General features: G+C 70.5%; 19 protein-coding genes and 1 pseudogene. 12 read left to right on the top strand and 8 right to left on the bottom strand.

Annotated features, from left to right (window positions below; translation table 11 throughout):
• Nucleotides 1-20 precede the first annotated feature (20 nt).
• The 7 genes from ACZ7L9_RS12525 to ACZ7L9_RS12495 all read left to right on the top strand — a co-directional run bounded on the left by ACZ7L9_RS12525 (nucleotide 21) and on the right by ACZ7L9_RS12495 (nucleotide 10,375).
• The gene (locus tag ACZ7L9_RS12525) at nucleotides 21-1,961 is read left to right on the top strand and encodes a glycoside hydrolase family 5 protein (protein WP_471414774.1); all 1,941 of its coding nucleotides are present in this window, start codon (nucleotides 21-23) and stop codon (nucleotides 1,959-1,961) included.
• 37 nt (nucleotides 1,962-1,998) lie between these two features.
• Entirely contained in the window at nucleotides 1,999-3,744 is a 1,746-nt protein-coding gene (locus tag ACZ7L9_RS12520) for a glycoside hydrolase family 35 protein (RefSeq protein ID WP_471414772.1), read from the top strand.
• A 19-nt stretch (nucleotides 3,745-3,763) separates the two neighbouring features.
• The gene (locus tag ACZ7L9_RS12515; RefSeq protein ID WP_471414770.1) at nucleotides 3,764-6,805 is read left to right on the top strand and encodes an alpha-mannosidase; all 3,042 of its coding nucleotides are present in this window, start codon (nucleotides 3,764-3,766) and stop codon (nucleotides 6,803-6,805) included.
• Between the two features lie 33 nt (nucleotides 6,806-6,838).
• Complete coding sequence (locus ACZ7L9_RS12510) at nucleotides 6,839-7,498, top strand: HAD family hydrolase (protein ID WP_471414768.1); 660 nt, start codon at nucleotides 6,839-6,841, stop codon at nucleotides 7,496-7,498.
• 196 nt (nucleotides 7,499-7,694) lie between these two features.
• A complete protein-coding gene (locus ACZ7L9_RS12505; RefSeq protein ID WP_471414766.1) occupies nucleotides 7,695-8,666 on the top strand; it encodes an RNA ligase family protein in 972 nt (323 codons plus the stop codon).
• A 466-nt stretch (nucleotides 8,667-9,132) separates the two neighbouring features.
• Nucleotides 9,133-9,771 (top strand): isochorismatase family protein, encoded by a 639-nt coding sequence (locus tag ACZ7L9_RS12500; protein ID WP_471414764.1) that lies wholly within the window; start codon nucleotides 9,133-9,135, stop codon nucleotides 9,769-9,771.
• A 139-nt stretch (nucleotides 9,772-9,910) separates the two neighbouring features.
• Nucleotides 9,911-10,375, top strand: coding sequence for a universal stress protein (locus ACZ7L9_RS12495; protein ID WP_471414763.1), 465 nt, complete (start codon nucleotides 9,911-9,913; stop codon nucleotides 10,373-10,375).
• A 216-nt stretch (nucleotides 10,376-10,591) separates the two neighbouring features.
• Here the strand turns inward: ACZ7L9_RS12495 and ACZ7L9_RS12490 are convergent, their stop codons facing one another.
• From ACZ7L9_RS12490 to ACZ7L9_RS12470, 5 genes and pseudogenes are all read right to left on the bottom strand, one after another.
• Nucleotides 10,592-11,533, bottom strand: coding sequence for a hypothetical protein (locus ACZ7L9_RS12490; RefSeq protein ID WP_471415188.1), 942 nt, complete (start codon nucleotides 11,531-11,533; stop codon nucleotides 10,592-10,594).
• Nucleotides 11,534-11,815: 282 nt separating this feature from the next.
• A complete protein-coding gene (locus ACZ7L9_RS12485) occupies nucleotides 11,816-14,647 on the bottom strand; it encodes a helix-turn-helix transcriptional regulator (RefSeq protein WP_471414760.1) in 2,832 nt (943 codons plus the stop codon).
• Nucleotides 14,648-14,909: 262 nt separating this feature from the next.
• Nucleotides 14,910-15,536 carry a TetR family transcriptional regulator gene (locus ACZ7L9_RS12480; protein WP_471414758.1) on the bottom strand — a complete coding sequence of 209 codons (627 nt, stop codon included), beginning with the start codon at nucleotides 15,534-15,536 and terminating at the stop codon, nucleotides 14,910-14,912.
• 245 nt (nucleotides 15,537-15,781) lie between these two features.
• A pseudogene (locus ACZ7L9_RS12475) lies at nucleotides 15,782-15,997 on the bottom strand (LLM class flavin-dependent oxidoreductase); the annotation flags it as partial.
• A gap of 185 nt (nucleotides 15,998-16,182) precedes the next feature.
• Complete coding sequence (locus tag ACZ7L9_RS12470; protein ID WP_471414757.1) at nucleotides 16,183-16,554, bottom strand: flavodoxin family protein; 372 nt, start codon at nucleotides 16,552-16,554, stop codon at nucleotides 16,183-16,185.
• Nucleotides 16,555-16,922: 368 nt separating this feature from the next.
• On the opposite strand from ACZ7L9_RS12470, the gene ACZ7L9_RS12465 reads away from it, so the two are divergent.
• Nucleotides 16,923-19,700, top strand: a complete 2,778-nt coding sequence (locus tag ACZ7L9_RS12465) for a helix-turn-helix transcriptional regulator (protein ID WP_471414755.1) — start codon at nucleotides 16,923-16,925, stop codon at nucleotides 19,698-19,700.
• 137 nt (nucleotides 19,701-19,837) lie between these two features.
• Nucleotides 19,838-20,674 carry an alpha/beta fold hydrolase gene (locus ACZ7L9_RS12460; protein ID WP_471414754.1) on the top strand — a complete coding sequence of 279 codons (837 nt, stop codon included), beginning with the start codon at nucleotides 19,838-19,840 and terminating at the stop codon, nucleotides 20,672-20,674.
• A 35-nt stretch (nucleotides 20,675-20,709) separates the two neighbouring features.
• Here the strand turns inward: ACZ7L9_RS12460 and ACZ7L9_RS12455 are convergent, their stop codons facing one another.
• Entirely contained in the window at nucleotides 20,710-21,759 is a 1,050-nt protein-coding gene (locus ACZ7L9_RS12455; RefSeq protein WP_471414752.1) for an LLM class flavin-dependent oxidoreductase, read from the bottom strand.
• A gap of 72 nt (nucleotides 21,760-21,831) precedes the next feature.
• Here ACZ7L9_RS12455 and ACZ7L9_RS12450 point away from each other — a divergent pair, with 72 nt between their 5' ends.
• Genes ACZ7L9_RS12450 through ACZ7L9_RS12440 form a run of 3 tightly spaced genes read left to right on the top strand, consistent with a single transcriptional unit; the run spans nucleotide 21,832 to nucleotide 24,084 of the window.
• The gene (locus ACZ7L9_RS12450; RefSeq protein ID WP_471414751.1) at nucleotides 21,832-22,317 is read left to right on the top strand and encodes a MarR family winged helix-turn-helix transcriptional regulator; all 486 of its coding nucleotides are present in this window, start codon (nucleotides 21,832-21,834) and stop codon (nucleotides 22,315-22,317) included.
• A 10-nt stretch (nucleotides 22,318-22,327) separates the two neighbouring features.
• Complete coding sequence (locus ACZ7L9_RS12445) at nucleotides 22,328-22,984, top strand: NADPH-dependent F420 reductase (RefSeq protein ID WP_471414749.1); 657 nt, start codon at nucleotides 22,328-22,330, stop codon at nucleotides 22,982-22,984.
• 47 nt (nucleotides 22,985-23,031) lie between these two features.
• Nucleotides 23,032-24,084 carry an LLM class flavin-dependent oxidoreductase gene (locus ACZ7L9_RS12440; RefSeq protein ID WP_471414747.1) on the top strand — a complete coding sequence of 351 codons (1,053 nt, stop codon included), beginning with the start codon at nucleotides 23,032-23,034 and terminating at the stop codon, nucleotides 24,082-24,084.
• Here the strand turns inward: ACZ7L9_RS12440 and ACZ7L9_RS12435 are convergent.
• On the bottom strand, nucleotides 23,981-24,295 hold the full coding sequence (locus tag ACZ7L9_RS12435) for an SDR family NAD(P)-dependent oxidoreductase (RefSeq protein ID WP_471414746.1): 315 nt from the start codon (nucleotides 24,293-24,295) through the stop codon (nucleotides 23,981-23,983). The genes ACZ7L9_RS12440 and ACZ7L9_RS12435 overlap by 104 nt on opposite strands.
• 32 nt (nucleotides 24,296-24,327) lie before the next feature.
• On the bottom strand, nucleotides 24,328-24,675 hold the full coding sequence (locus ACZ7L9_RS12430; protein ID WP_471414744.1) for an enoyl-CoA hydratase/isomerase family protein: 348 nt from the start codon (nucleotides 24,673-24,675) through the stop codon (nucleotides 24,328-24,330).
• Nucleotides 24,676-24,690 lie beyond the last annotated feature (15 nt).

Raw genomic sequence — 24,690 nt, 5'->3', positions numbered from 1 at the left:
CACCCGCAAGGAGCTTCCCCGTGACACCTCGCATCACCCTGCTCCGACGCGCGACCGCGGCCCTCGCCACGTCGTCCGCGCTCCTCCTCTGCACCCTCACCCCCACCGCCGCCGCGGCGGACACAGGGACGGCACCGCCGCCCCCGGCCCTCACCGGCGCACAGCTCGCCGCCTCATGGACCGCCCCGCTGTCCACCCGGGACCGATACGTCGTCGACGCCGACGGCGACCGGTTCAAGCTCAAGTCCGGCAACTGGGCCGGCGCCCAGGGCACCTGGCAGGGCAGCGGCGACGTCAACGACGTCGCCAACCACCAGGCGAGGCAGATGTCGCACAACATCCCGCTCGGCCTCGACCGGAAGCCGATGGCCCAGATCCTGGCCGACTTCCACGCCCTGGGCCTGAACAGCATCCGGCTCCCGTTCGCCAACGCACTCATCCACGACACGAGCGCCGTCCCTGACTCGGCCGTCGCCGCCAACCCGCAGCTCAAGGGCAAGACCCCGTTGCAGGTGCTCGACGCCGTCGTCGGAGCCCTGACCGCAGACGGCTTCGCCGTCATCCTCAACAACCACACCACCAGCTACCGCTTCTGCTGCGGTCTGGACGGCAACGAGCGCTGGAACAGCGGCCAGTCGACGCAAGCGTGGATCGACGACTGGGTGTTCCTGGCGAAGCGCTACCAGGCCGACAAGCGGGTCGTCGGAGCCGATCTGCGCAACGAGGTTCGCCGCGACACCTGGAACGACGCGAACTGGGGCTGGGGCGACGACCACGACCTCAACAAGGCCCTGGAAGAAGCCGGCAACAAGATCCTGCAGGCCAACCCGGACATGCTCGTCATCATGGAGGGCATCAACTGGCAGGGCATACCGACCGACCTGACCCCCCACAGCCGCCCGACACTCACCCCGGTCGCCACCCTGTCCAACACCCTGATCCGCTCCGACAAACTCGTCTACGCAGCCCACTTCTACGGCTACACCGGCCCGAACCACACCGGCGCCACCGGAACGGGCGAGACACACGACCCGCGCTACGAGGAATTCACCCCCGCACAGCTCGCCCGGGTCGTCGACGACCAGGCCCTGTTCGTCACCCGGTCCGGCCAGCACTTCACCGCGCCCGTGTGGATCAGCGAGTTCGGCGCCGCCGGCCGCGGCGACATCGACGCCAAGGAACGCGCCTGGTTCGCCAACTTCACCGACATCCTGGTGAAGAACGACACCGACTTCGCGATCTGGCCTCTGGTCGGCTGGACCGACACGAACGGCACACCGCAGGACAACTGGGCCATGGTCAACTACAGTGCGAACGGCACACGACTCGGTGTCATGGACGTCGGCGACTGGCGCGCCACCGACTGGAACAAGCTCGTCAACTCCGCCGGCAAGACCGGCCGGATCGCCCCGGCACCCCGCTGGAACATGCTCAACCTGGACTACGCCGACTACAACGTCTCCGCCACCATGCTGGCGAAGCCGGACTGGTCCCCGGGCAACCGCAAGGCCAACTGCCCGGACAGCCAGCGGCTCGTCGGGCTCGGCCGCAGCGACAGCCGAGGACTGTGCACCGACGCCGGCCAGCCGACGAAGGGGAACGGCGCCTGGACCGTCGTCACCGACGAACGATATGTATCCGGCGCCGACTGGGCGAGCGGTTACAACAAGCTCCAGTGCCCGGACAACACCTTCGTGGTCGGCTACAGCGTGCGCAGCAACGCCATGACGGCCCTCCTGTGCGCCCCGGCAACCAACTCCCTGCCCACCACCGGCCGCGCGGTCTGGTTCGACGGCGGTGACAACCGTCCCGCCACCGGAGGCTCGACCGGCAGCGACTGGGCCCCGGGCTACTACAAGGGCCAGTGCGCCGACAACGAGTACCTCGCAGGCGTCGCCTACACGTGGAAGTGGAACCACGGAGGCGTTCCCGACGCTCTGCTCTGCCGCCGGCTTGCCTGATCATCCCTTCCGCACCCACATTTAGGAGCACCCCAGCATGCCCCGACTGGAGATCGCCGAGAACGGATTCCGTCTCGACGACCACCCGTTCCGCATCATCTCGGGCGGACTGCACTACTTCCGCGTCCACCCGGAGCAGTGGGCCGATCGGCTCCACAAGGCGAGGCTGCTGGGACTCAACACGGTCGAGACCTACGTCCCCTGGAACCTCCACGCCCCCAGGCCCGGTGAATTCCGGCTGGACGGAGGTCTCGACCTGCCCCGCTTCCTCGATCTCGCCGCCGCGGAGGGCCTGCACGTCCTCCTCCGCCCCGGCCCGTACATCTGCGCCGAATGGGAGGGCGGCGGCCTGCCCTCGTGGCTGCTCGCGGAGGACGGCATCGAGCTGCGCAGCCGCGACCCCCGCTTCCTCGCAGCCGTCGACGGCTATCTCGCCGCCCTCCTCCCGCCGCTGAAGCCTTACCTGTCCTCCGCCGGCGGACCGATCATCGCGGTGCAGTTGGAGAACGAGTACGGGGCCTACGGTGACGACGCCGGCTATCTCGCGGACCTCGCCGGTCTGCTGCGCGCCCACGGCGTCGACGTCCCCCTCTTCACCTGCGACCAGCCCGCCGACCTCGCCCGTGGCGGCCTGGACGGCGTGCTGCGCACCGTGAACTTCGGCAGCCGCGTCGAGGCGGGCCTCGACCAGTTGCGCCGGATCCAGCCGACCGGGCCGCTGATGTGCTCGGAGTTCTGGATCGGCTGGTTCGACCGCTGGGGCGGCGTCCACACCACCCGCGACGCCGCGGACGCGGCAGCCGACCTCGACCGCCTGCTCGCCGCCGGCGCCTCCGTCAACATCTACATGTTCCACGGCGGCACCAACTTCGGCCTCACCAACGGAGCCAACGACAAGGGCTCCTACCGCCCCACGGTCACCTCCTACGACTACGACGCCCTCCTCGACGAAGCCGGCGACCCCACCCCCAAGTACGAGGCGTTCCGCGAGGTCATCGCCCGGTACGCCCTCGTCCCCGACGAGCCCCGTCCCGCTCCCGGCCCGAAGCTCGCCCCCACCCTCGTGGAACTCGACCGCTGCGCAGGCCTGTTCGACCAGGCCCACCTGTTCGGGTTGGCGGTCCGCGCCGACCGCCCGCTCACCATGGAGCAGCTCGGCCAGTCCTTCGGCTTCGTGCTGTACGAGACGGAGTTGCCGACCGCGGGGCCGGCCGTGCTGCGGGTGGGCGAGGTCCGCGACCGGGCCCAGGTCTTCGTGGACGGGCAGCCCGTCGGCGTACTGGAACGGGAGAACCACGAGCACGCCCTCGCCTTTGTCTCGCCCAGGAGCGGCGCCCGGCTCGCGGTCCTGGTGGAGAACCAAGGCCGGGTCAACTACGGACCCGGCATCCACGACCGCAAGGGCCTGCTCGGCCAGGTCACCGTCAACGGCGCGGAACTCGTGGACTGGAGCAGCAGCCCGCTGCCGCTGGACAGCCTCGACGCCCTCACCCTCACCCCTGCCGCGCCCCTCGTCGGCCCGGCCTTCCACCACGGTTTCTTCGAACTCGGCAGGCCCGCCGACGGCTACCTCGCCCTGGACGGCTGGACCAAGGGGCACGCCTGGGTCAACGGCTTTCCGCTGGGCCGCTACTGGTCCCGGGGCCCGCAGACCACCCTGTACGTACCCGCGCCGGCGCTGCGTCCCGGCCGCAACGAGATCACCGTCCTCGAACTCCACGCCACCGCGTCCCGCACCGTAGAGCTGCGGGACCGGCCCGACCTCGGCCCCGCCCAGGACTGACAACCGCCCGGAGAAGCCCATGCACAGCAAGCAACGCCTGATCGAGCAGCGCCTGAAGCGGGTGCTCACGGAGCGGATCCGACCGTCCGTGCACGCCCGGACCGTCCCGCTCCAGGCCGGGATCTGGAATGCCCCGGGCGAGCCGGTGCCGGTCGCCGCCGGCCTGGCCGCGCCGTACCGGCCGGTCCAGGTCGGACACCGCTGGGGGCCCGCCTGGTCGACCAGCTGGTTCAAGATCACCGGCAGGGTTCCCGAGGAGTGGGCCGGGCAGCGGGTCGAGGCCGTCCTCGACCTCGGCTTCAACGTCACCGGCGCCGGCTTCTCCGCCGAGGGCCTGATCCACCGGCCCGACGGGACCGTGCTCAAAGCGCTCAACCCCCGCAACGGCTGGGTTCCGATCGCCGACCCGGCACAAGGGGGTGAGGAGTTCACGTACTACATCGAGGCCGCCGCCAACCCGGCCCTCTGCGACAGCCACATGCCGACCTCGCTCGGAGGCCTGCCCCCATGGACGACCGGGAGCGGGCAAGCCGGCGACACGCTGTACCAGCTGCTCCGCCTGGACCTCGCCGTCTTCGACACCGAGGTCTGGGAACTCGCCCAGGACCTGGACGTGCTCGGTGAGCTGATGCACGCGCTCCCCGAGGCCGACCCCCGGCGCTGGCAGCTCCTGCAGACGATCGACCGGGCCCTGGACGCCGTCGACCTCCAGTCCATCTCCGCCAGTGCGCCCGCCGCCCGTGAGGTCCTCCGTCCGGCCCTGTCGGCCCCGGCCGCCCCGAGCGCCCACCGCGTCTCCGCCGTCGGACACGCCCACATCGACACCGCCTGGCTGTGGCCGATGCGCGAGACCGTCCGCAAGGTCGCCCGCACGCTCTCCAACGTCACCCACCTCATGGGCGACCACCCGGACTTCCGTTTCGCCATGTCCCAGGCCCAGCAGCTGGCGTGGCTGAAGGAGAAGCGCCCCGAGGTGTACGCCCGCGTCCAGGAGAAGGCGAAGAGCGGCCAGTTCCTGCCGGTCGGCAGCCTGTGGGTGGAACCCGACACCAACATCACCGGCGGCGAGGCCTTCGCCCGGCAACTGATCCACGGCAAGCGGTTCTACGCCAAGGAGTTCGGCGTCGAGACCCAGGAGATGTGGCTGCCCGATACCTTCGGCTACAACGCGGCCATGCCGCAGCTGATGAAACTGGCGGGTGTGCGCTGGTTCCTCACCCAGAAGATCTCCTGGAACACCACCAACAAGTTCCCACACCACACCTTCCGCTGGGAGGGCATCGACGGCACCCGGATCTTCAGCCACTTCCCGCCCGTCGACACGTACAACGCCGAGCTCACCGGCGCCGAACTCGCCCACGCGGTCAGCAACTTCCGTGACAAGGGCGCGGCCGGCAGCTCACTCCTCCCGTTCGGATACGGCGACGGCGGCGGCGGTCCCACCCGCGAGATGCTGGCCCGTGCCGCGCGCCTGAGCAGCCTGGAAGGCTCGCCCCGGGTGGTTATTGAGCCTCCCGCGGAATTCTTCACCCGCGCCGAGGCCGAATACCCCGACGCCCCGGTGTGGGTGGGAGAGCTGTACCTGGAGTTCCACCGCGGAACGCTCACCAGCCAGCTGCGCACCAAGCAGGGCAACCGGCGCAGCGAACACCTGCTGCGCGAGGCCGAACTCTGGTCGGCCACAGCGGCGATGCGCGCAGGCGTCCCCTACCCGTACGACGCGCTCGACCGGCTGTGGAAGACCGTGCTGCTGCACCAGTTCCACGACATCCTGCCCGGCTCCTCCATCGCATGGGTGCACCGAGAGGCCGAGCAGACCTACACCGAGGTCCTCGGCGAGCTGGACGGGATCGTCTCCTCGGCCCAGCGTGCGCTGGCCGGCGAGGGGGAGCGGACCGTCGTCTTCAACTCCGCACCGCATGCCCGCGGCGACGTCCCCGCCCTCGGCGCGACCGTCCGCACCACGCCCGTCCACCCCGCGGTCGCGCCGGTGCGGTCCGGGAACGGCTTCGTCCTCGACAACAACCTCGTGAAGATCGAGATCGACGCCCGCGGTCTGATCACCTCGGCGATCGACCTGACGGCCGACCGTGAGGCCCTCGCCCCGGGCGCCGCGGCCAACCTTCTCCAACTGCACCAGGACTTCCCCAACGAGTACGACGCCTGGGACATCGACGAGTTCTACCGCAACACCGTCCACGACCTCACCGAGGCCGACATCCTGCGCGCCGAGCCCGAAGGCGTCCGGATCGTCAGGACCTTCGGCGACTCCCGGATCGAGCAGCTCCTGTCGCTGCGCGAGGGCTCCCGGCGGCTCGACATCGACACCGAGATCGACTGGCACGAGAAGGAGAAGCTCCTCAAGGCCGCGTTCCCGCTCGTCCTGCGCGCCGACCACTCCAGCGCCGAGATCCCCTTCGGACACGTCAAACGCCCCACCCACACCAACACCAGCTGGGACGCGGCCAAGTTCGAGATCTGCGCCCACCGCTACCTGCACGTGGGCGAGAACGACTGGGGCGCCGCCCTGGTCAACGATTCGACGTACGGCCACGAGGTCACCCGGGATGTACGCCAGGACGGCGGCACGACCACGACCGTACGGCTCTCGTTGCTGCGGGCCCCCCGCTTCCCCGACCCGGACGCCGACCAGGGCCGCCACCGGCTGCGCTACGGCTTCGTCCTCGGCGCCGCCATTGCCGACGCGGTACGCGAGGGGTACGCCTTCAACCTGGCGGAGCGCGCCGTCCCCGGGGCGACGGAGGTGACCCCCCTTGTCAGCACGGACGACGAGGCCGTCGTCATCGAGGCCGTCAAGCTCGCCGACGACCGCTCCGGCGACCTCGTCGTCCGGCTCTACGAAGCCCACGGCGGACGAGCCCGGGCCGCGCTGACCATCGCCGCCCCGTGGGACACCGTGACCGAGACGGACCTCCTCGAACGCCCCCTGGACGGAGCGGAACCCACCCGGCCCGGCACACCGGAGAACACGTCGCTCCACCTCACGCTGCGCCCGTTCGAGATCCGCACCCTCCGGATCGGGCTCCGGGCCCGTACCTGACGGACGCATGACCGACACCACCAGGGAGACTCCGTGCCCACCGAACTCCAGGCAGTCCTCTTCGACATGGACGGCACACTCGTCGACACCGAGCGGCTCTGGCTGCGGACGGTCGAGGTCGAGGCCCACGGCCTCGGCCTCGACCTGACGGACGCGGACCTCCCGTTCGTCCTCGGCCGCTCGATCGAGGACAGCGCCGCCCATCTCGCCCACCGCGCGGACGGCCGTGCCGAGACGGCCCGGCTCGGCGCGTCCCTTGAACGGCGCTTCACGGAACTCGTACGCGGGCAGGTCGCCCCCCTGCCCGGGGCCGTCGAGCTCCTCGCGGCGCTCCGGGCCGCGGGCGTGGCCACGGCGCTGGTCTCGGCCTCGCCCCGGCCCGTCGTGGACACCGTCCTCGACGTCCTGGGGCGGCACTGGTTCACCACCTCCGTCGCGGCCGGCGAGACCCCGCGCACCAAGCCCTTTCCAGACCCCTACCGGGCGGCACTGGCCGCCCTCGGCACCAACCCGACCGCCTGCGTCGCCGTCGAGGACAGCCCGACCGGCGTCGAGTCCGCAGAGACGGCCGACTGCGCGGTGCTCGCCGTACCCTCGCTCACGCCCGTCCCCCCGGCACCGCGCCGGACAGTGGTACGCAGCCTGCTGGACGTGGACCTCGGCCTGCTCCGAAGACTCGCCGCCGAGCCGTGAGCGGGCATCCGGCACCGCGCAGTGCGGTGCAAAGGACGGGCCAGTTCGGCCAGTTCGACCTTCCGGAGTTGTCACGGTGAATCCTGGTTGCCCGGGGGCTGGGCAGACAGCGATGATCCTCCCTATGTCCGACACTGCGTCTGCGGGTTCCGCGCTATGGCCGTATCCCAAGATCTCCGCGAGGGGACGGCTTGGTGTGTCCGGGGCCCGGGAGTGGGTCGCGGTGGAGAAGGTGCACGGTGCGCACTTCGCGGTGGTGTGTGATGGTTCTGGGGTCCATCCGGCGAAGCGGCGTGAGCTGTTGGGCAACGATGCGCTGGATGGCTTCTTCGGCGTGAGCAGGGTCTGGCCGGTGTTGTCGGTGGCGGCAGCCCGTTTCGCCTCCGCACTGCGCAGTGTGTGGGGTGACGCTGCGGTGGTGACGATCTACGGCGAGCTGGCCGGTGGATGCTACCCGCACCCAGATGTTCCTGCCGTTGCCGGGGCCGAGCCGGTACAGACGGGCGTGTGGTACGCGCCGGGCCTGCACTGGCTACCGTTCGACGCATCGGTCGAGAGGACTGAGGGCCGTTGTTGGATCTCTGACCGTGCTCTGCGCGGAGCCGCGGCGACGGCGGGGCTCGCCTGCCCTCCCGCTCTCGGGCACGGCGCACTGAACAAGCTCCAGGAGCTGCCGTGCGCCTTCTCCACAAGAGTCCCGGCTCTCTTCGGACTGCCCGAACTGGCGGACAATCTCGCCGAAGGCTACGTCCTCAAGCCGGCCGGCGAATGGCCGGAGGCTGATTCCGCAGGCGCGGGCATGCGTCCGGTGGGCAAAGTGAAGCAAACGTCTTTCGCCGAGGACGAGCGGTTCAACGGCGCACGTCCCTATCTGCCACCGCCGCAGGGAGCGGCCGGAGTTCCCGCCTGGCTCCTGGCCCAGGCCTCGGCACTCCTCACCCCCGCTCGCGCGGCCGCCGCGGTCAGCAAGATGGGCCCCCGCACTCCGGTGGACGCTGTGGCGGAGGAGATCATCCGGGATGTTTCGGAAGAGCTCGCCGAAGCGGTGGGAGGCCTGGAGGACACACTCCTACGCCCGCTGGAACGGGCGCTTCTGCCCGGGGCACACTCTCTGGCGGTGTTCAACGCCAAGGACCGCCATCCCTCAGGCAGAGAAGGCACACAGTGACGGCGGCGAGCAGTCGCCTCCGTTATAAGGCACGCGGGCACAAGGCATCAGTCAGCAGGCGTCGCTGATTGGCTGCTGCCACCTGCTGCCACCTGCTGCCACCGCTCGCACTCGGGCCAGACATCGACACAGGCCAACACCGCCCTGCACGCCGAGGTCCGCACGCTGTCGGCGCAGGGCGACAATCCGTTCGCCGTGGCCGCGCGGGGTGAGCACCCGCCCTGAGCCGTGACGGTCCCACCATGCGTACTCGGGGCGTGAGGGAACTGCTCGGTACCTGCACCGGTCCAGTCGATCGACTGCACCATGGGCGTCGGTCAACCGGCAGTCGTACGACCGATGTGCCGGCCTGGTCCTTGCTCGGAAACTCGTGGTGCGGCGGACGCTCCGCCGCACCTCACCGCTCGGTCGGCCCCAGTGCTGGGCGCGTGGCCGGTGAGATATGACCCCCGGGAAAGGCAGCGTCATGAGTGAGCAGACACGTCCCGTCTTCGACGCCTCGGAGACCGTCCTGGCACTGATCGACTACCAGGACGGGGTGCTCGACCTGATCTTCGAGCAGGATCGAAGGGTCATCGAGCTCAACACCCGTTACCTGGCGAAGTTCGCGAAGGCCATCGGTGTCCCGGTGGTGCTCAGCACGGTCGGCGTCGAGATGGGTGTCAACGGGCCCACCATCAAGACCATCCGGGCCGAGCTGCCCGATGTCGAGGAGATCGACCGGTCCCAGATGAATGCCTGGGAGGACGCCGCCTTCGTGGACGCGGTCAAGGCGACCGGCCGCAAGAAGGTGGTGATGGCGGGCATCGTCACCTCGGTGTGCCTGACCTTCCCGGCGATCGACGCGATCGCCGATGGGTACGAGGTCGCGTTCGTCGCGGACGCGGTGGGTGACGCGACCAAGGAGATCCACGACACCTCGGTGCTCCGGCTCGTGCAGGCGGGGGCGGTGCCGGTGACGACGATCGCGCTGATGGCCGAGTGGTTCCGCGACTGGAAGTCGCCGCTCGCCGACGCCGCCCGGGAACTGTGGGTGCCGTACAAGGAGGAGTGGGCGGCCCTGAAGCGGAACCCCGAGTTCGTGGAGCCCAAGGGCCTGCTGTGAGGGTGTAGAAGACGGGGGTGTGACATGGCGCGAGCCCGGAGTCCGGAGGGTCTCCGGGCCGCGCCTGTCGCGCGCCCACGCGTCCTCGTCGCGATCAGCAGCGTCCTGTACGGCTCAGGCTCAAAGAGGGAAAGGTCGCATGTACCGCAGCATCGTCGTCGCCGTCGACCCGAGCCCCGCCCGGCACCGCGTGGTGCGCGCAGCGGGCGAACTGGCCCGGCTGACGGGCGCCAGGATTCACGTCGTACACGTCGCGCCGAGCGCTGTCGCCCGGGACACGGTGGTCGCGCTCGAGGCGGACCGTGAAGTTCACGCGATTCTCGAGGAAGCCGGCGGCGCACTGCGAGCGATGGGTGTCGGAGCCGGCGGGGAGACCGTCCGTGCCATGGACCGCGAGATACCGGGGGTCATCTCGCGCATCGCCGAGGCGGTCGAGGCCGATCTCATCGCGCTCGGTCCGCATCACCAGGGCGCGGTCGCCGCCTTCTTCAGCCCGCGCGTCAGCGATGCCGTCGCCCATGCCGGCCGGATCTCCGTGCTCCTCGTCGCGGAGTCGGAGTCGGAGTCGGAGTCGGACGCGGAGTCGGCCCCGGGGCAGGGCTGACGACCGAGCCGCGGAGCGAACGTGCTCATGCTCTGCCGTGAGCCTCCGCCAACTCGAAGTCGCAGGTCAAAGGGCTGGTGTGGCAGTCGTTCGGGGTGCTCATGCTGGTCAGGGGCGGCAGACTGCGCAGTAGATCAACCTCAGCCCGCACCCCGGCCTGACGGATGATCGGGGGCTGTAGAGCGGGTGCTGCCAGGGGCTGGAGGTCTTGGTACATCATCTGCGTTGGTATCTGGCTGCCATCGTGTGGAATACCTTCTTCGGTTCCCAGCGCCTCTCGTCGAGCATCCGGACGACGCCGTAGGAGCCAAGGTCTTGCTCCCCGGGCCTGCTGTAACCGGCGAAGGTGAACCAGAGCGCGGTGTCCACGCCTTCCTCCTCGAAGATGTCCAGCAATTCGGTGAGGTAGCGCGCCTGCTCGTCCTCGTCCGGGACCGCGCCGTGCGGCACCTGCCAGGCCATGCCGCCACGTTCTCCCGCGCCCTGGTACGCACAGGTTCCGTACTCGGTCACCGCGACGGGCTTGCCATGGGCGAGGTGCCCACGCAGCTCGTCCCGGAAGGTGTCGGCGTTGTAGGCGGCCCGGTAGGCATCGATGCCGACGAGGTCGAACGCACCCCAGTCGACGAACTCCCAGGGAGCCGAGGCGTAGGTGACCTGCCCGCCGAAGTGCGTACGGACGGTCGTGGCGATCTGGGAGAGGAAGTCGTTGAGGCGTTCTTGCACCGGTCCGAGGGAGGACCACCACTCCATGTCGGCGGCAGCCATGGCCCGCATACGGTCGCCGTAGGTGTCGCCCGGGAGGAAACCGCCGCAGAACGCGCTGATCTCGCAGCCGGCGACGAACACCACATCGGCGCCGGCCTCCCGTACGGCTTCGGCCCGAACGGCGCAGTCAGCGAAGAACGGGAGCAACTGGTCGGGGGGAAGGTCCACAGGAAAGGGGGCGAACCAGACCTCAAGGCCCGCGTCTGCAGCGTGTCGGGCAGCGACGCTCATCCGTTCAGGCTCTCGTCCGGAGATACGAACGGCGTCACAGTGGAGATCCCCGGAGATCACCGCCATGTCGTGCCGGACCGTCTCAGGGGTGAAGCTCTTGCGGGAGAGCTCTTCCCCTGGGAGGAACCCGGTGTCGTAGTTGATGCCCCGTGCGCGCACGTCCATGTCCCTTCACTTGACCGTTGCCGTGTTCCAGCAAGTCAAAGCCGCGCTCGGGGTTCTTGGCCAGAGGGCGGAACGGCTGCCGAAGGTGGTGTCGCATCCGGAAGAGCCCAGGAGCGGGCCGGGCAGACGATCACCCTGGCGCGGCTCGGGATCCATAGACCAGATCGTAGAAGGCCACGCGGCAACCTCGAGCGGGAACCGGTGAGTCCCACCACTGACGGACGATCTACTGCTCAGACTGCCGCCCACGACCAGCGTGAGACTCCCAGTAGACCGTCACACCAGCCCCTTGACCTGCGGCTTCAAGCTGACGGCGGCTCCGTCCAGCACATCCATCGAGTCCAGCGAGTTCAGTGCGTTGAGTGCGTCCCGCAGGGCGGCTCGCGTCGTGATGCCGAGTTTCGGATACACCTTGTACAGGTGGGCTCCGACGGTCCGGTGCGAGATGTAGAGCCGCTCCCCGATCTGCTTGTTGCTCATGCCGGAAGCCGCCAGGTGCGCGATCTCCAGCTCCTGGGGTGTCAGCAGGTGTTGGGCGGTTTCGGGCAGGGTGGCCTGGCCGGCCGCGCGCAATTCTGTACGGGCCCGCTCCGTCCAGGGCGCGGCCCCGAGCCGGGCGAAGGCATCCGCGGCGGCCGTCAGTGGTGCCCGGGCCTGCCCCTTGGCGCCGGTACGCCGCAGGCGTTCGCCGAGCGCCAGCCGGATCCGGGCCGCCTCGAACACCCAGCGGTCAGCGCCCGGCACCGACAGTGCCTGTTCGAAGTGGGCGATGGCTTCGGCGTCCGGGGCGCACAGCCCGGCCGCGCCCGCGACCAGCATCGCGTAACGGTCCGACAAGCGGGCTGTGCCCAACTCCCGCAGGGTCCGCAGATGCGCGGCCGCCTCCGCCTCGCGGCCGGTCCTCACGGCCGTTTCGATCAGGTCGTAGGCACCCCACAGCGCGTGCGCCCGGTAGGGCGCCAGGGTCCCGGCCGGGGTGAGTGCGGTCGCGTGGCGGTACGCGGACTCGTAGTCGCCGGCGCCCAGTGCGACCAGGGTCCGTGCCTGGTGGGCGAAGGCGACGGTTGCGCCGGCACCCCGCCGCGTCCCCCAGTGCACCATGCGTTCGGTCAGTGCGTTTCCGGCTCCGGTCTCGCCGCGCGCGCCGTGCAGCAATGCCTGGTTGTACTGGAAGTACCAGGCGAAGAACGGGTACTCGGTGTCGCACAACGCCCTGCCCTCGTCCACCAGTTGCTGTGCCTCCTCCCACTCGCCGGTCAGGAAGTCCTCCATGCACAGGTGCATCAGGGCGCCGAGGTGCCGACGGGCCGGTCCGCTGCCGTCCCGGCCTTGACGCACCAACTCCCAGAGTCGGTCGCGCAGTTCGCCTACCCTGTCGACATAGACCGTCGCGGTCGCGCCGCGGACCAGCACTGTCGGATCGGCCGTCCGGCGCAGCACCTCACGGACCTCGTCCAGGTCGGAAAGGGCCGCGACGCCGGTGCGTGCCGGATCGGGGAAGGTCCGGGCGGCCATGGCCAGTACCGGCGGTGCGGCCGGCTTGAGACGGGCCACGGTGTCGACGAACGGTGCCCACAGGTCCTCTCGCCCGCTCCACCAGCAGACCAGCTGCAAGGTGTGCAGCGCGTCGACCAGCGCGGGATCCGCGGCGTCGTAGACCGGTCCGGCCGCTTCGATCGCGCCGACCAGCAGCTGGTGTGCGGTACCCAGATCGGCTTCGGCGTTGAGGAGGACGTACACCGTTGCCGCCGCCGCGTACAGGGCGGCGCCTGAGCCGGGATCGGCGCTCTGTGCTTGCCGGAGCAACTCGGCGGCGCCCGCGACGTCGCCGGTCGCTTCGGCGCCCAGGTAAGCCGCCTCGGCCAACCGCCGCGCGCGGTCGCCGACTGCCGGGCTGAGATCGGCGGCGCGGGTCAGGGCCGCGACCGCGCCGATCGCGTCGCCTCGGCCGAGCACCAAGTGCCCGGCCTGTTCCAGGAGTTGGGCCACGGGTTCGGCCGGTTCGAGTGCCGCCTCCGCCAGATGCCAGGCCCGGCGCTCGGGACGCTCCTCGAGGGCTTCGGCGAGCGCCAGGTGCGCGCCACGCCGTTCGGCGATCGTGGACGCCTCCACGATCGCTGAACGGATGAGCGGGTGGCCGAACGTCAGGCGCCGGGCGGCGCTGTCCGTCCGGACCAGGCGTTCCCGCTCCGCGGTCGCGAGGTGCGCAAGGGCACCGGTGTCCGGGCCGGCGGCGTGGTGCAGGACGCGGAGATCGCCGGTGCCGTCCAGCGCGGCGAGCAACAGCACCCGGCGTGGGCCCTCGGGCAGGGCGGTGACGCGGGTGACGAACAGGGCTCGCAGGCGCTCGCCGAGGGGCAGTACCGCGGGCAGGTCCTCCAGCGCGGCCTGCTGCGGTCCGCTGAGTTCGGCGGGCAGCTCAAGCAGGGCGAGCGGATTGCCGCGGGCCTCGAGCACCACCCGTGCCCGGACCCGGGCCGCGAGTCCCGGGTACCGGGCGGCGAGCAGCAGCCGTGCCGAGTCGTCGTCGAGCGGGCCGAGTTCGATCTCGTGCAGGCCGCTGTGGTCGAAGACGTTCTCCGCACCGCTCCGGGACGCCCCGATGAATCCGACCCGGCTGCCGGTCAGACGGCGGGCGACGAAGCCGAGGACCACGGCACTGGCCCGGTCCAGCCAGGGCAGGTCGTCGACGATCAGGAGCAGCGGCGCCTCGGCCGCGACCTGCCGCAGCAGGGTCAGCGTGGCATTCACCAGAATCAGCCGGTCCGGCGCGGGGCCGGTGCCGAAGCCGAGAGCGACCAGGAGCGCCTGGCGGTACTCGGACGGCAGCCGCTCGATGTCGTCGACCACGGGCAGCAGGATCTGATGCAGGGCGGCGAAGGAGACATCCGCCTCGAACTCGACGCAGTCGGAGCGCAGCACCCGGGTCCCGGACTCGGCCACCGCCTCTGCGACCGCGTCGAGCAGCGACGTCTTGCCGACGCCGGCCTCGCCGACCACGTGCAGGCCGCGGCCGGAGTCGCCCTCGAGGTACGCACACACCCACTGCACGTCCTGGATGCGGCCGACGATCTGCGAACGCCGGCTCCACGGTTCGCTGCCACTCATCGCTCTCGCCTCGCTTCGGCTGCCCCTGATACGGGGTGTGGGCCCGCTCCACGCCCTGCCGACCAGAGTGCTCGACCAGGCCCGCAGGACCGCCCGGGGGAGTCCCTGGCCGACCCCCGGGTGCGCGTCACCGATCCACTGTTCGACCGGTACGGCTGCGAGGGCTTCGGAGCAGGCGACCCGGGCAGGCTTTTCCTTGACGCGTCAAGGAGCTAAGGTGGGGGCGTGCCCGGCGGCACCGCCCCACACCAGGGATGCCGGCTCAGTTTCCCGGGACGGTGAGAAGTGCTCGTTTTGCGGCCCCGGCCAGCCAGTCCTCGGCGGCGTCGAAGGTCCAGTTCCGATGGCCGACGAGGCTGAACCAGGCATCCTGGCCGAGATGGAACCAGAGCAGGTCGACCGCGCGGGGCAGATCCACATCGGAACGGAGCGCGCCCAGGTGATCCAGGCGCTCCGCCACCATCGTCAACGCCTTGACGTACTCCACGTTCCCGGCCGCGAGCACCGCCGCGGCGGACGGCTCGGCGGGGCACTGCGGCACCACGGCGGCCAGCGTGGTCCAGTGCGCCTGGTGGGCCCGGCGCGTCCCGCGAGCCGTGGCGTCGATGACCTCGCGAGGATCGTCGGTCTCGGCGATCGCCTGCATGGTGACCGCGACATTCGGGTCGTTGATCGCGGGGAGCAGCAGTTCCCGGAGGATATCCGCCTTGCCCCCGGTACTGCTGTAGACGGTCTGCACCGCCACTTGAGCGGCTTGGGCGATCTGGGCGACGGTGACGCAGGAGTAGCCGCGAGCGACGAACAGTTCCTCCGCGGCGGCCAGAATCGCCGTCCGGGTGGCGGCCGCGGCATCCGCCCGTCGGCGGGAGCGGTAGCCCCTGTTGCTCATCGCTCACCTCGCGCTGTGCCCACCGTGTCCGTACACCGACCCTATCCGGCCCGCGATCTACCACGGAGGAGGGGGAGGTGCAGTGCCCTCATGACCGGCCACCTGCGCAAGCCGCATCAGGTCGGTCGTGACGTCGACGTCGCCGGAACCCCGTTCCGCTCGGGTGGCATGGCTGCCGAACCGGTGCTGATAGCCGGCCCAGGCGCCGTCGGCGATGGACCGGCCGACGCCCGCGCGCAGCAGGAGTCGGTCAGCGCCGCGATGTGCGCGAGCAGGGTCGTCGGCGACGACGGGATGAACGGGGGGTTGTGGTGCTCTCCGAGCGCGAACACATCAAGGCCGACCTCGTCGGCCCGTTGAGCGACGCGCACGATATTGCTGATCCGTTCCGCCTCGCTCTGGGTGTAGCCGGTGACCGGGTCGGGTGCGATATCACCGACCGAGAAGATGCCGAATTGCATGGTGTCCGCCCTTCGCGGCTGTCCTACGGATGCGGGGTGTCCTGCCGGAACGTGTGGCCGGGGCGCCCTCAGGAGTCCGCGAAGCCCGGCGCGACGATGGCACAACCCCAGTGGTAGAAGGTGTTGTTGAGCGCCAGGATCGTCGACTCCTGGCTGCCGTGCAGGGTGCTGGTCGCGGTGAAGGACTACGCGATCTTGTCCGCCGGCCGGCCTTCGGCCCACAACGGACCCGTGGTGTCGATGAACTGCTTCATCTGCGAGGCGGGCAGCCCGTACCGGGTCGGCGCCCCGAGCAGGAGGACGTCCGCCCACGCCAGGTCGTCGTGCGTCGCCTCCTTGACGTGCTGGGTGACGTCCCGGTGCGCCGACCAGCCGGCATTGGCGGCGATCGCCTCGGCGGGGGCCGGCTCGGGCACCTTGCGCAGCCGCACTTCGCCTCCGGCCCTCTCGGCGGCGGTGGCCGCGGCCTTGGCGAGGGCGAACACGGCTCCGGTGGCCGAGTAGTAGATCACCGAGACATTGACCTGTGCGGGCAGGTCTGCGCCGATGGTGTCCATGAGGGCTCCCGTTCGATGAAGAGTTGGGTGCCGTGGGGCGGCTTCGGCCCGCGGCACGCTCCCAGGCTCGGGGTTCGACACCGTGCTCACATCGGTCATCCGACCATCCTTGGGGCGCCCCGCCGCGGACCAGTCATCCGACCGAACTCCCCTCGCGGCAGGGCCATCTGTCCAGGTCGACGCGGGCCGTTGACGGGGCCGGGCGCTGACCTGCAACATTCGATAGAGCACCCTCTATCGAATAGAGTCACTTTCATGGAATCCTGCGGTAAGCCCTGCGCCGACCTCGGCGCTCGCGAAGGCATGCTCCGGACCCGGTGTGCGGACATCGGCCGGGTGGACGGCCACGCCGAGCCGGCGGGATGAACATGCCGGGTGGGACACCGGTACGGCGCACCGGGCTGATAGGCCGGATCGGCGAGCGCGAGGCGTTCACCGAACTGCTCGACACCGTACGTGCCGGAGAGAGCCGCGCGTTGGTCGTGCGCGGTGAGCCGGGCGTGGGCAAGTCGGCATTGCTGGACCACCTCGCGAGCCGGACAGTAGGGTGCCGCGTGCTGCGCGTGAGCGGTGTGCAGTCGGAGATGGAGCTGGTCTTCGCGGGGCTGCACCAACTGTGTGCTCCGCTTCTCGGCCGGCTCGACCGGCTTCCCGCACCGCAGCGGGATGCGCTGCGTACGGCCTTCGGGCTGTGCGACGGCGCTCCGCCCAAACCGCTGCTGATCGGGCTCGCGGTCCTCAGTCTTCTGTCAGAGGCCTGCGAGGAGCAGCCTCTGCTGTGCGTGATCGACGATTACCAGTGGGTGGACCGGACTTCGGCGCAGGCGCTCGGATTCGTCGCCCGGCGGCTCGCCGCGGATCCGGTCGGCATGGTCTTCGGGACCCGGATCGCCGGCGACGAGCTGGACGGGATCCCCGAGCTGCACCTCGGCGGGCTGCCCGATGTGTACGCGCGGGAGCTGCTGGAGTCCGTGCTGCCCGGATCGCTGGACGGGCGGGTACGCGATCAGATCGTGACCGAGTGCGGCGGGAATCCGCTCGCGCTCCACGAGTCGCTGCGCGGCACGACCGCGCATCAGCTGGCAGGTGGTTTCGGCCTGCCGGGCTCGGTGCCGCTGTCGTACCGGATCGAAGAGGGGTTCCGCCGCCAGTTGGCGGAACTGCCCACCTCTACCCAGCAGTTGCTGCACCTGGCTGCCGCCGACCCGTCCGGTGACGCGGCATTGGTGTGGCGTGCCGCCCGCCACCTGGGGATCGGATTGCACGCGGCCGCGCCCGCGGTCGAGGCCGGCCTCGCGGAGTTCGGAACGCGCGTGTGGTTCCGGCATCCGCTGCTGCGCTCGGCCGTCTACCGGTCGGCGGCGCCGCAGGAGCGGCAGAAGGTTCATCTGGCCCTGGTGGAGGCGACCGACCCTGACGTCGACCCCGACCGCAGGGCCTGGCACCGGGCACAGGCGGCCGTCGGACCGGACGAAAGCATCGCGGCGGATCTGGAACGGTCGGCCGACCGCGCCCATGCCCGGGGCGGGCCCGCCGCAGCCGCCGCGTTCCTGGAGCGCGCGGCGCTGCTGTCGGCCGATACCGTGCGGCACACCGAACGGCGCCTCGCGGCGGTGCAGGCCAACATGCAGGCCGGATCGTACGAGCGGGCCCGGGAACTCCTGGCCGCCGCGCAGGCCGGCCGGCTGGATCCGCTGCATCGGGCCCGGGCCGAGCTGCTGCGCGGCCACATCGCCTTCGCTTCGGGGCTGGGGAACACCGCCCCGCCGATCCTGCTCAAGGCGGCCGAGCGCCTGGTGCCACTCGATCTCGCTCTGGCGCGCGAGACCTGTCTGGCCGCGTGGATGGCCGCGGTGTTCGCCGGCGGACTCGCCACCGAGGGCAGCCTGCCGGACGTCTGCCGCGCCGCCCGGGAAATGCCACCCTCCGCACGGCCCGACAAGCCCGAGCTCGTCCTGAACGCTCTCTCTCTGGTGATCACGCAAGGCCCGGCGGCTGCCGAGCCGGCGCTGCGGGACGTGCTGAACGCCTTCACCGCGGCGGAGATCACCAGGGAGGAAACCCTGCGGTGGGGCTGGTTCGCGCACTCGGCCGCCATCGCTCTGTGGGACCACGGTGCCTGGCGCTCGATGCTCGAACGGGTAGCCGAGGTCATGCGCGCCGCCGGCGCCCACGATCTGCTGCCCATCGTCCTGTCGACGCTGTCGACGGTCACGGCGTGGAGCGGCGACTTCGATGCCGCGACGGCACTGATCGCCGAGGGCGACATGGTGTGCGAGGCGACCAGAGCCCCGGCGGCTCGTTTCGCGCCGATCGTGCTTGCCTGTCTGCGGGGTGACGAGGCCACGGCCGTCCCGCTGATCGAGGCGTCGGTCAGCGGCGCCGCGGCCAGCGGGACGGGCGTCTTCCTCACGTACGCGAACTGGGCGGCGGCCGTCCTCCACAACGGCCTCGGCCGCTACGAGGACGCGCTGGCGGCAGCCGTCCGGTCCCGCGAGAGCGCGCCCTACCTCTTCGTCGCGAACTGGGCGCTGCCCGAACTGGTCGAGGCCGCCGTGCGCAGCGGCGACACCGCCGCCGCCCGTCACGCCGTGACACAGCTCGCCCACTCGGCCCTGCCCGGCGGCACCGACGTCGGGCTCGGCCTGGTGGCCCGCTCGCGGGCACTGCTGAGCGACGGCGAGCAGGCCGAGCAGCTGTACCGCGAGGCGATCGACCGGCTCGGCCGGACCCCGTTGCGTCCCGAACTCGCTCGCGCCCACCTGCTGTTCGGCGAGTGGCTGCGCCGCACGGGCCGCCGTACCGACGCCCGGGACCACCTGCGCACCGCCCATGGTCTGCTGAGCGGGATGGGCGTCGTGGCGTTCGCCGAGCGGGCTCGGCGCGAGCTCCTCGCCACCGGTGAACGCGTCCGCCGCCACAGCGCACAGACGGCTACCACGCTGACCGCGCAGGAAGCCCTCATCGCACGGCTCGCCCGGGACGGTCTGACCAATCCCGAGATCGGCGCACAGCTCTTCCTCAGCCCACGCACCGTCGAATGGCACTTGCGCAAGATCTTCGGCAAGCTCGGCATCACCTCCCGCCGGGAACTGGCCTCGGCGCCGCCCGCATCGGGTGGTGAGGCAGTGGTGCGCGTCGGGTGAACCCCCCGGGGTGCCGGGGGCGGAGCCGCACATCGCAGTCGGATGACCGATGCGGGCGGCCGGCGGGCGCGGACAGGCTGGACGCGAGGCAGGGCAGCCACCCGCTGCTCCAGCAGACTTCCGCCCGAGGGATCGCCATGCCGCACATCACGACCGGCCATGAGACCAGTGCCGCCGTCGACCTCTACTACGAGGACCACGGAAGCGGGCAGCCCGCCGTGCTGATCCATGGCTATCCGCTCGACAGCCGCGGCTGGGACCGTCAGGTCGCGGCACTCCTGGCGGCCGGCCATCGCGTGATCACCTACGACCGCCGGGGGTTCGGCCGCTCCTCACCCGCCGCGAACGGCTACGACTACGACACGTTCGCGGCGGATCTGCACTCCGTCCTGGTCGAACTGGGCCTGGACGAAGCCGTCCTGGTCGGCCATGCCGCGGGCACCGGGGAGATCGCGCGCTACCTGGGCACCTACGGTTCGGCGCGCGTGGCGAAGGTCGCCTTCCTCACCGCATTGCCCCCGTTCCTGCTGCGGACCGGCGACACGCCCCAGGGCCTCGAACTGTCCTACTTCGACGCGCTGATCGCCAAGGCGCGACGCCCGGAAGGGCGCGCCTACTTCGCGGAACTCCGCGAGGCCTTCCTCAACCCCGACGAGAACCTCGGTACCCGGCTCGGCACGCAGACCCTGGACGCCTTCGTGGACCTCGCGGCCGCCGCGTCCACGCGGGCCCGCGTGTCGGTGATCCCGACCTGGATCACCGACTTTCGCGCCGACATCGCCGCGATCGACGTCCCGGTGCTGATCGTCCACGGCGCCCGCGACCGCCTCCTGCCCATCGACGCCACCGCCAGATCCCTGCGCGCGCTGCTGCCACAGGCCACGTACATCGAGATCGCCGACGCCCCGCACGGCTTCCTGTGGACACACCCCGAAGAGGTCAACCGCGCCCTGCTCAGGTTCCTGGCGCACTGACCGGGCGGTTGGGTCGGGCGAGGGCGTCGGCCCCGTCAGTCGGACTCGAGCCGTGCTCGGACGAGCGGTGCCACGCCCGTGCCGAACAGCTGGATCGACCGCATCAGTTGAGAGTGCGGCATCGGGCCCATGCCGTACTTGAGGTCGAACCTGCTCGCCCGTAGTTGCCGCATGGTGCGCGCGATCTTCTCGGCGACGGTGGCCGGCGAGCCGACGTAGAGCGATCCGTGTTCCAGCTCGCGTTCGTAGTACTCCCGGGTGATGGGCGGGAAGCCGCGCTCGTAGCGCGCCTCCAGGAGGTAGGTCCGGTAGTACGGCCAGTACTCCTCGATCGCCTGCTCGTCGGTGTCGGCGACGTGGCCGGGCGAGTGGACGCCGATCGGGCGCTCGGGGAAGCCGTTCTTCTCCAGGCTCTTCAGATAGAGCTCGGAGAGCTTCGTGAAGCGGGCCGGGTTGCCGCCGATGATCGCGAGCATGAGGTTGAGGTCGTGCGTGGCGGCGCGCACCACCGAGGCCGGGTTGCCGCCGACGCCGACCCAGGTCGTCAGGGACCCGGACTCGGTGCGCGGTACGACCAGTTGTCCGTCGAGCGCGGCCCGCGTGGTCCCTTGCCACTTGACCGGCTGCTCGGATCGCAGGGCCGCGAACAGTTCCAGCTTCTCCTCGAACAGCACGTCGTAGTCCGCGAGGTCGTAGCCGAACAGCGGGAACGACTCCTTGCTGGACCCGCGGCCGAGGATCACCTCGGCGCGACCGTTCGAGAGCGCGTCCAGGGTGGCGTAGCGCTGGAAGACGCGGACCGGGTCGTCGGAGCTGAGGACGGTGACCGCCGAGCCGAGGTGGATCCGTGAGGTGCGGGCGGCCACCGAGCCGAGCACCAGGTCCGGTGCGGACAGTGGCATCTCGCGGGTGTGGTGCTCCCCGAGCCCGAAGAAGTCCAGTCCTGACTTCTCGGCCAGCACTCCTTCGTCGACGAGTGCGCGGATCGCCTCGGCGTCGCTGTACGGACGGCCGGTCGCGTCGACGGTGATGTCGCCGAAGCTGTCGATTCCGAACGTGAGCCTGGAGCCGGTGGACGCGTTCATGCTGACCTCCCGTGTAGTTGACACGTCAATGATATGGCTGCATGATTGACACGTCAATCAAAAGGAGTGGAGATGGCAACGAGACAAAAGACCGAGGGAGCCAAGGCCCGGCTCTCCGAAGAGGCCCTGGGCACCTGGCGCTCCCTGCTGGACCTGACCGACGACCTGCGCCGCATCCTCGGCGCCGAACTCCAGGAGAGCGGAGTGTCCCCGGCCGACTACGCGGTGCTGCTCGCCCTCAGCGAGGCGCCGGACCGGGCGCTGCGCTCCTCGGAGCTCGCCGACAAGATCGACTGGGAGCGCAGCAGGCTCTCCCACCACCTCGCCCGGATGGAACGGCGCGACCTGATCCGCAGGGACACGTGCGCCACCGACAGCCGCGGGGCCGTGGTGGTCCTCACCGAGGACGGCCTCGGCGCGCTGCGCGGAGCCTCCGGACCGCACCTGCGCGCCGTGAAGCACTACTTCGCCGACGCGCTGACCGGCGAGCAGATCGCCCAGCTCGGCGAGATCCTCGCCGCCGTCCGCCGCAACGTCGCCGACAAGACCGCACAGTGAGGGAACGACCATGAACATTGTCGAAACGGCACCCCGGATCGCCGTCCTCGGTGCCGGCCGGGTCGGCTCCGCGCTGGCGCGGGTGACGGTCGAGGCCGGTCATCCGGTGTCCGTCTCCGCCTCTCGCGGACCGGACGAACTGGAACTGATCGCCTCCGTGGTGATGCCCGGGGCGACTCCGATGTGGACCGCGGACGCGATCGCCGCGGGCGACGTCGTGGTGCTCGCGCTACCGCTGCACAAGTTCCCCGTCCTCGACCCGACGCTGTTCGCGGACAAGATCGTCGTGGACGCCATGAACTACTGGCCGCCGATCGACGGCAGGCAGGAGTTCTTCGAGCGCGGCGGCGCGGGCAGCAGCGAGATCGTCCAGGAACACCTGTCCTCGGCCCACGTCGTGAAGACCTTCAATCACCTCGGCTACCACGAGATCGAGGACGACCGGCGCCCCGCGGGGGACGCGGACCGGCGTGCCCTCGGCGTGGCCGGCGACGACCGCCGGGCCGTCGAGCTGGTCGCCTCGATCGTCGACCGGATCGGCTTCGACCCCGTCACCTTCACCTCGCTGCGGGACGGACGCGCCTTCCAGCCGGGCGAACCGGCCTTCGGAAACCCCCTCACCCGGCCGCAGTTCCTCGAACTCGTCCCACGCAGGGTCGCCGCCTGACCGCGCCCCGTTCCCTCCGCCCCCTTCGTTCCGGCAAGGAGACCACCATGTCCACCAGCACCGACAAGCCCCGCACGTACACCTTCGGACTCGACACCTTCGGTGACATCTCCAGTGCCGCCGACGGCACCGCGCACACTCAGGCCGAAGCGATCCGCAGCGTCGTCGAGCAGGGCGTGCTGGCCGACGAACTCGGCGTCGACCACTTCAGCATCGGCGAACACCACACCGGCGACTTCCCGATGCCGGCGGGTGACGTCGTCCTCGGCGCCATCGCCTCGCGCACGTCCCGTGTCACGCTCGGCTCGGCGGTGACCGTACTCAGCTCCGACGACCCGGTCCGCGTGTTCCAGCGCTACTCCACGCTCCAGGCGATCTCCGGCGGTCGCGCCGAGGTCACCCTGGGGCGCGGGTCCAGCACCGAGTCGTTCCCCCTCTTCGGCTACGACCTCACGGACTATGAGGTCCTGTTCGAGGAGAAGCTGAACCTGTTCGCCGAGGTGCTCAAGGGCGACCGGGTGACCTGGAGCGGCACCGTTCGCCCGCCGCTGAACGACCAGGAGGTCGTGCCCGGCCTCGACGTCCCGCTGCCGGTCTGGGTCGGTGTCGGCGGCAACCCGAACTCGGTGATCCGGGCCGCGCGTTACGGCTTCAACCTCCGGCTCGCCATCATCGGCGGCCCGCCCGCCCGGTTCGGCCCGCTCGCCAAGCTCTACAAGCAGGCCCTTGAGCAGTTCGGCTTCGAGGAGCGGCCGATCGGCATCCACTCGCCCGGCCACGTCGCCGAGACCGACGAGCAGGCGATCGAGGAGTTCTGGCCGCACCATCTCGACGTCATCACCCGGATGAGCGAGGTCCGCGGCTTCGGCATCCCGACCGAGGAGATGTTCCGGCGCGAAACCGGGCCGGCGGGCTCGCTCTACGTCGGCTCGCCCGAGACCGTCGCCCGCAAGATCGCGCTGACGATGACCACGCTCGACGCGAGCCGGTTCGATCTCAAATACGCGATGGGCAAGCTCGCAGAGGACAGGCTGCGCACGAATATCGGGCTCTACGCGACCGAGGTGGTGCCGCGCGTGCGCAAGCTGCTCGAAGACTGACGCATCCGGCATCCCGCGACTTGAGCTCAGAAAGGTATGGGCAGCCCGGTCTCCCGCAGATGGGGCGTAGTTGGTGGTCCACCTCCGCTGCCAGCTCCTCCGCAGCCGCCTCGTTCAGGTCGGCCACGACCACCGCCATACCTTCCTCGGCCAGCCGGACGGCCGTCGCGCCGCCGATGCCGCCCGGCGCGCCGCCCGCGACGACGGCCACCTTGCTTCAGTCCACGCATGCTGCTTTCCTCCTCATGTACGGCGGGCCAGGTGACGCAGGAAGATCTCCCGTTCGCCGGCCAGCGCGTCCCGGAAGGGCAGTCGGCGGCCCTCCCGGAGTGACGTGTTGGCCGCGATCAGGGCCGGCCCTGAATGACGTACGAACTGCTGCGCCCACTCGACCGCGTGGTCGACGAACTCCTCGGCCGGCAGCACCGCGTTCAGCCAGCCGACCCGAAAGGCCTCCTCCGCGCTGAACTCCCGCCCGCTGAGGACGACTTCGGCCGCGATCCCTGGGCCGACGAGCCGCGGCAGCCGAACCGTGGCCCCGCCGCCGGGGGTTGATCCCCGCCGGCACCTCCGACTGCCGCAGCCGGGCACGCGGCGAACCGACGC

The organism is Streptomyces sp. NPDC111516, assembly GCF_055635345.1.
Note: the sequence above shows the minus strand (reverse complement) of the source record. Positions and strands in the feature narration are given on the sequence as shown.

Bases quoted from the DNA above. Each gene is read 5' to 3' on its own strand.
- ACZ7L9_RS12520 (WP_471414772.1), top strand. From the start codon at position 1,999: ATGCCCCGACTGGAGATCGCCGAGAACGGATTCCGTCTCGACGACCAC.
- ACZ7L9_RS12515 (WP_471414770.1), top strand. From the start codon at position 3,764: ATGCACAGCAAGCAACGCCTGATCGAGCAGCGCCTGAAGCGGGTGCTC.
- ACZ7L9_RS12500 (WP_471414764.1), top strand. From the start codon at position 9,133: ATGAGTGAGCAGACACGTCCCGTCTTCGACGCCTCGGAGACCGTCCTG.
- ACZ7L9_RS12495 (WP_471414763.1), top strand. From the start codon at position 9,911: ATGTACCGCAGCATCGTCGTCGCCGTCGACCCGAGCCCCGCCCGGCAC.
- ACZ7L9_RS12485 (WP_471414760.1), bottom strand. From the start codon at position 14,647: ATGAGTGGCAGCGAACCGTGGAGCCGGCGTTCGCAGATCGTCGGCCGC.
- ACZ7L9_RS12480 (WP_471414758.1), bottom strand. From the start codon at position 15,536: ATGAGCAACAGGGGCTACCGCTCCCGCCGACGGGCGGATGCCGCGGCC.
- ACZ7L9_RS12470 (WP_471414757.1), bottom strand. From the start codon at position 16,554: ATGGACACCATCGGCGCAGACCTGCCCGCACAGGTCAATGTCTCGGTG.
- ACZ7L9_RS12465 (WP_471414755.1), top strand. From the start codon at position 16,923: ATGCCGGGTGGGACACCGGTACGGCGCACCGGGCTGATAGGCCGGATC.
- ACZ7L9_RS12460 (WP_471414754.1), top strand. From the start codon at position 19,838: ATGCCGCACATCACGACCGGCCATGAGACCAGTGCCGCCGTCGACCTC.
- ACZ7L9_RS12455 (WP_471414752.1), bottom strand. From the start codon at position 21,759: ATGAACGCGTCCACCGGCTCCAGGCTCACGTTCGGAATCGACAGCTTC.
- ACZ7L9_RS12450 (WP_471414751.1), top strand. From the start codon at position 21,832: ATGGCAACGAGACAAAAGACCGAGGGAGCCAAGGCCCGGCTCTCCGAA.
- ACZ7L9_RS12445 (WP_471414749.1), top strand. From the start codon at position 22,328: ATGAACATTGTCGAAACGGCACCCCGGATCGCCGTCCTCGGTGCCGGC.
- ACZ7L9_RS12440 (WP_471414747.1), top strand. From the start codon at position 23,032: ATGTCCACCAGCACCGACAAGCCCCGCACGTACACCTTCGGACTCGAC.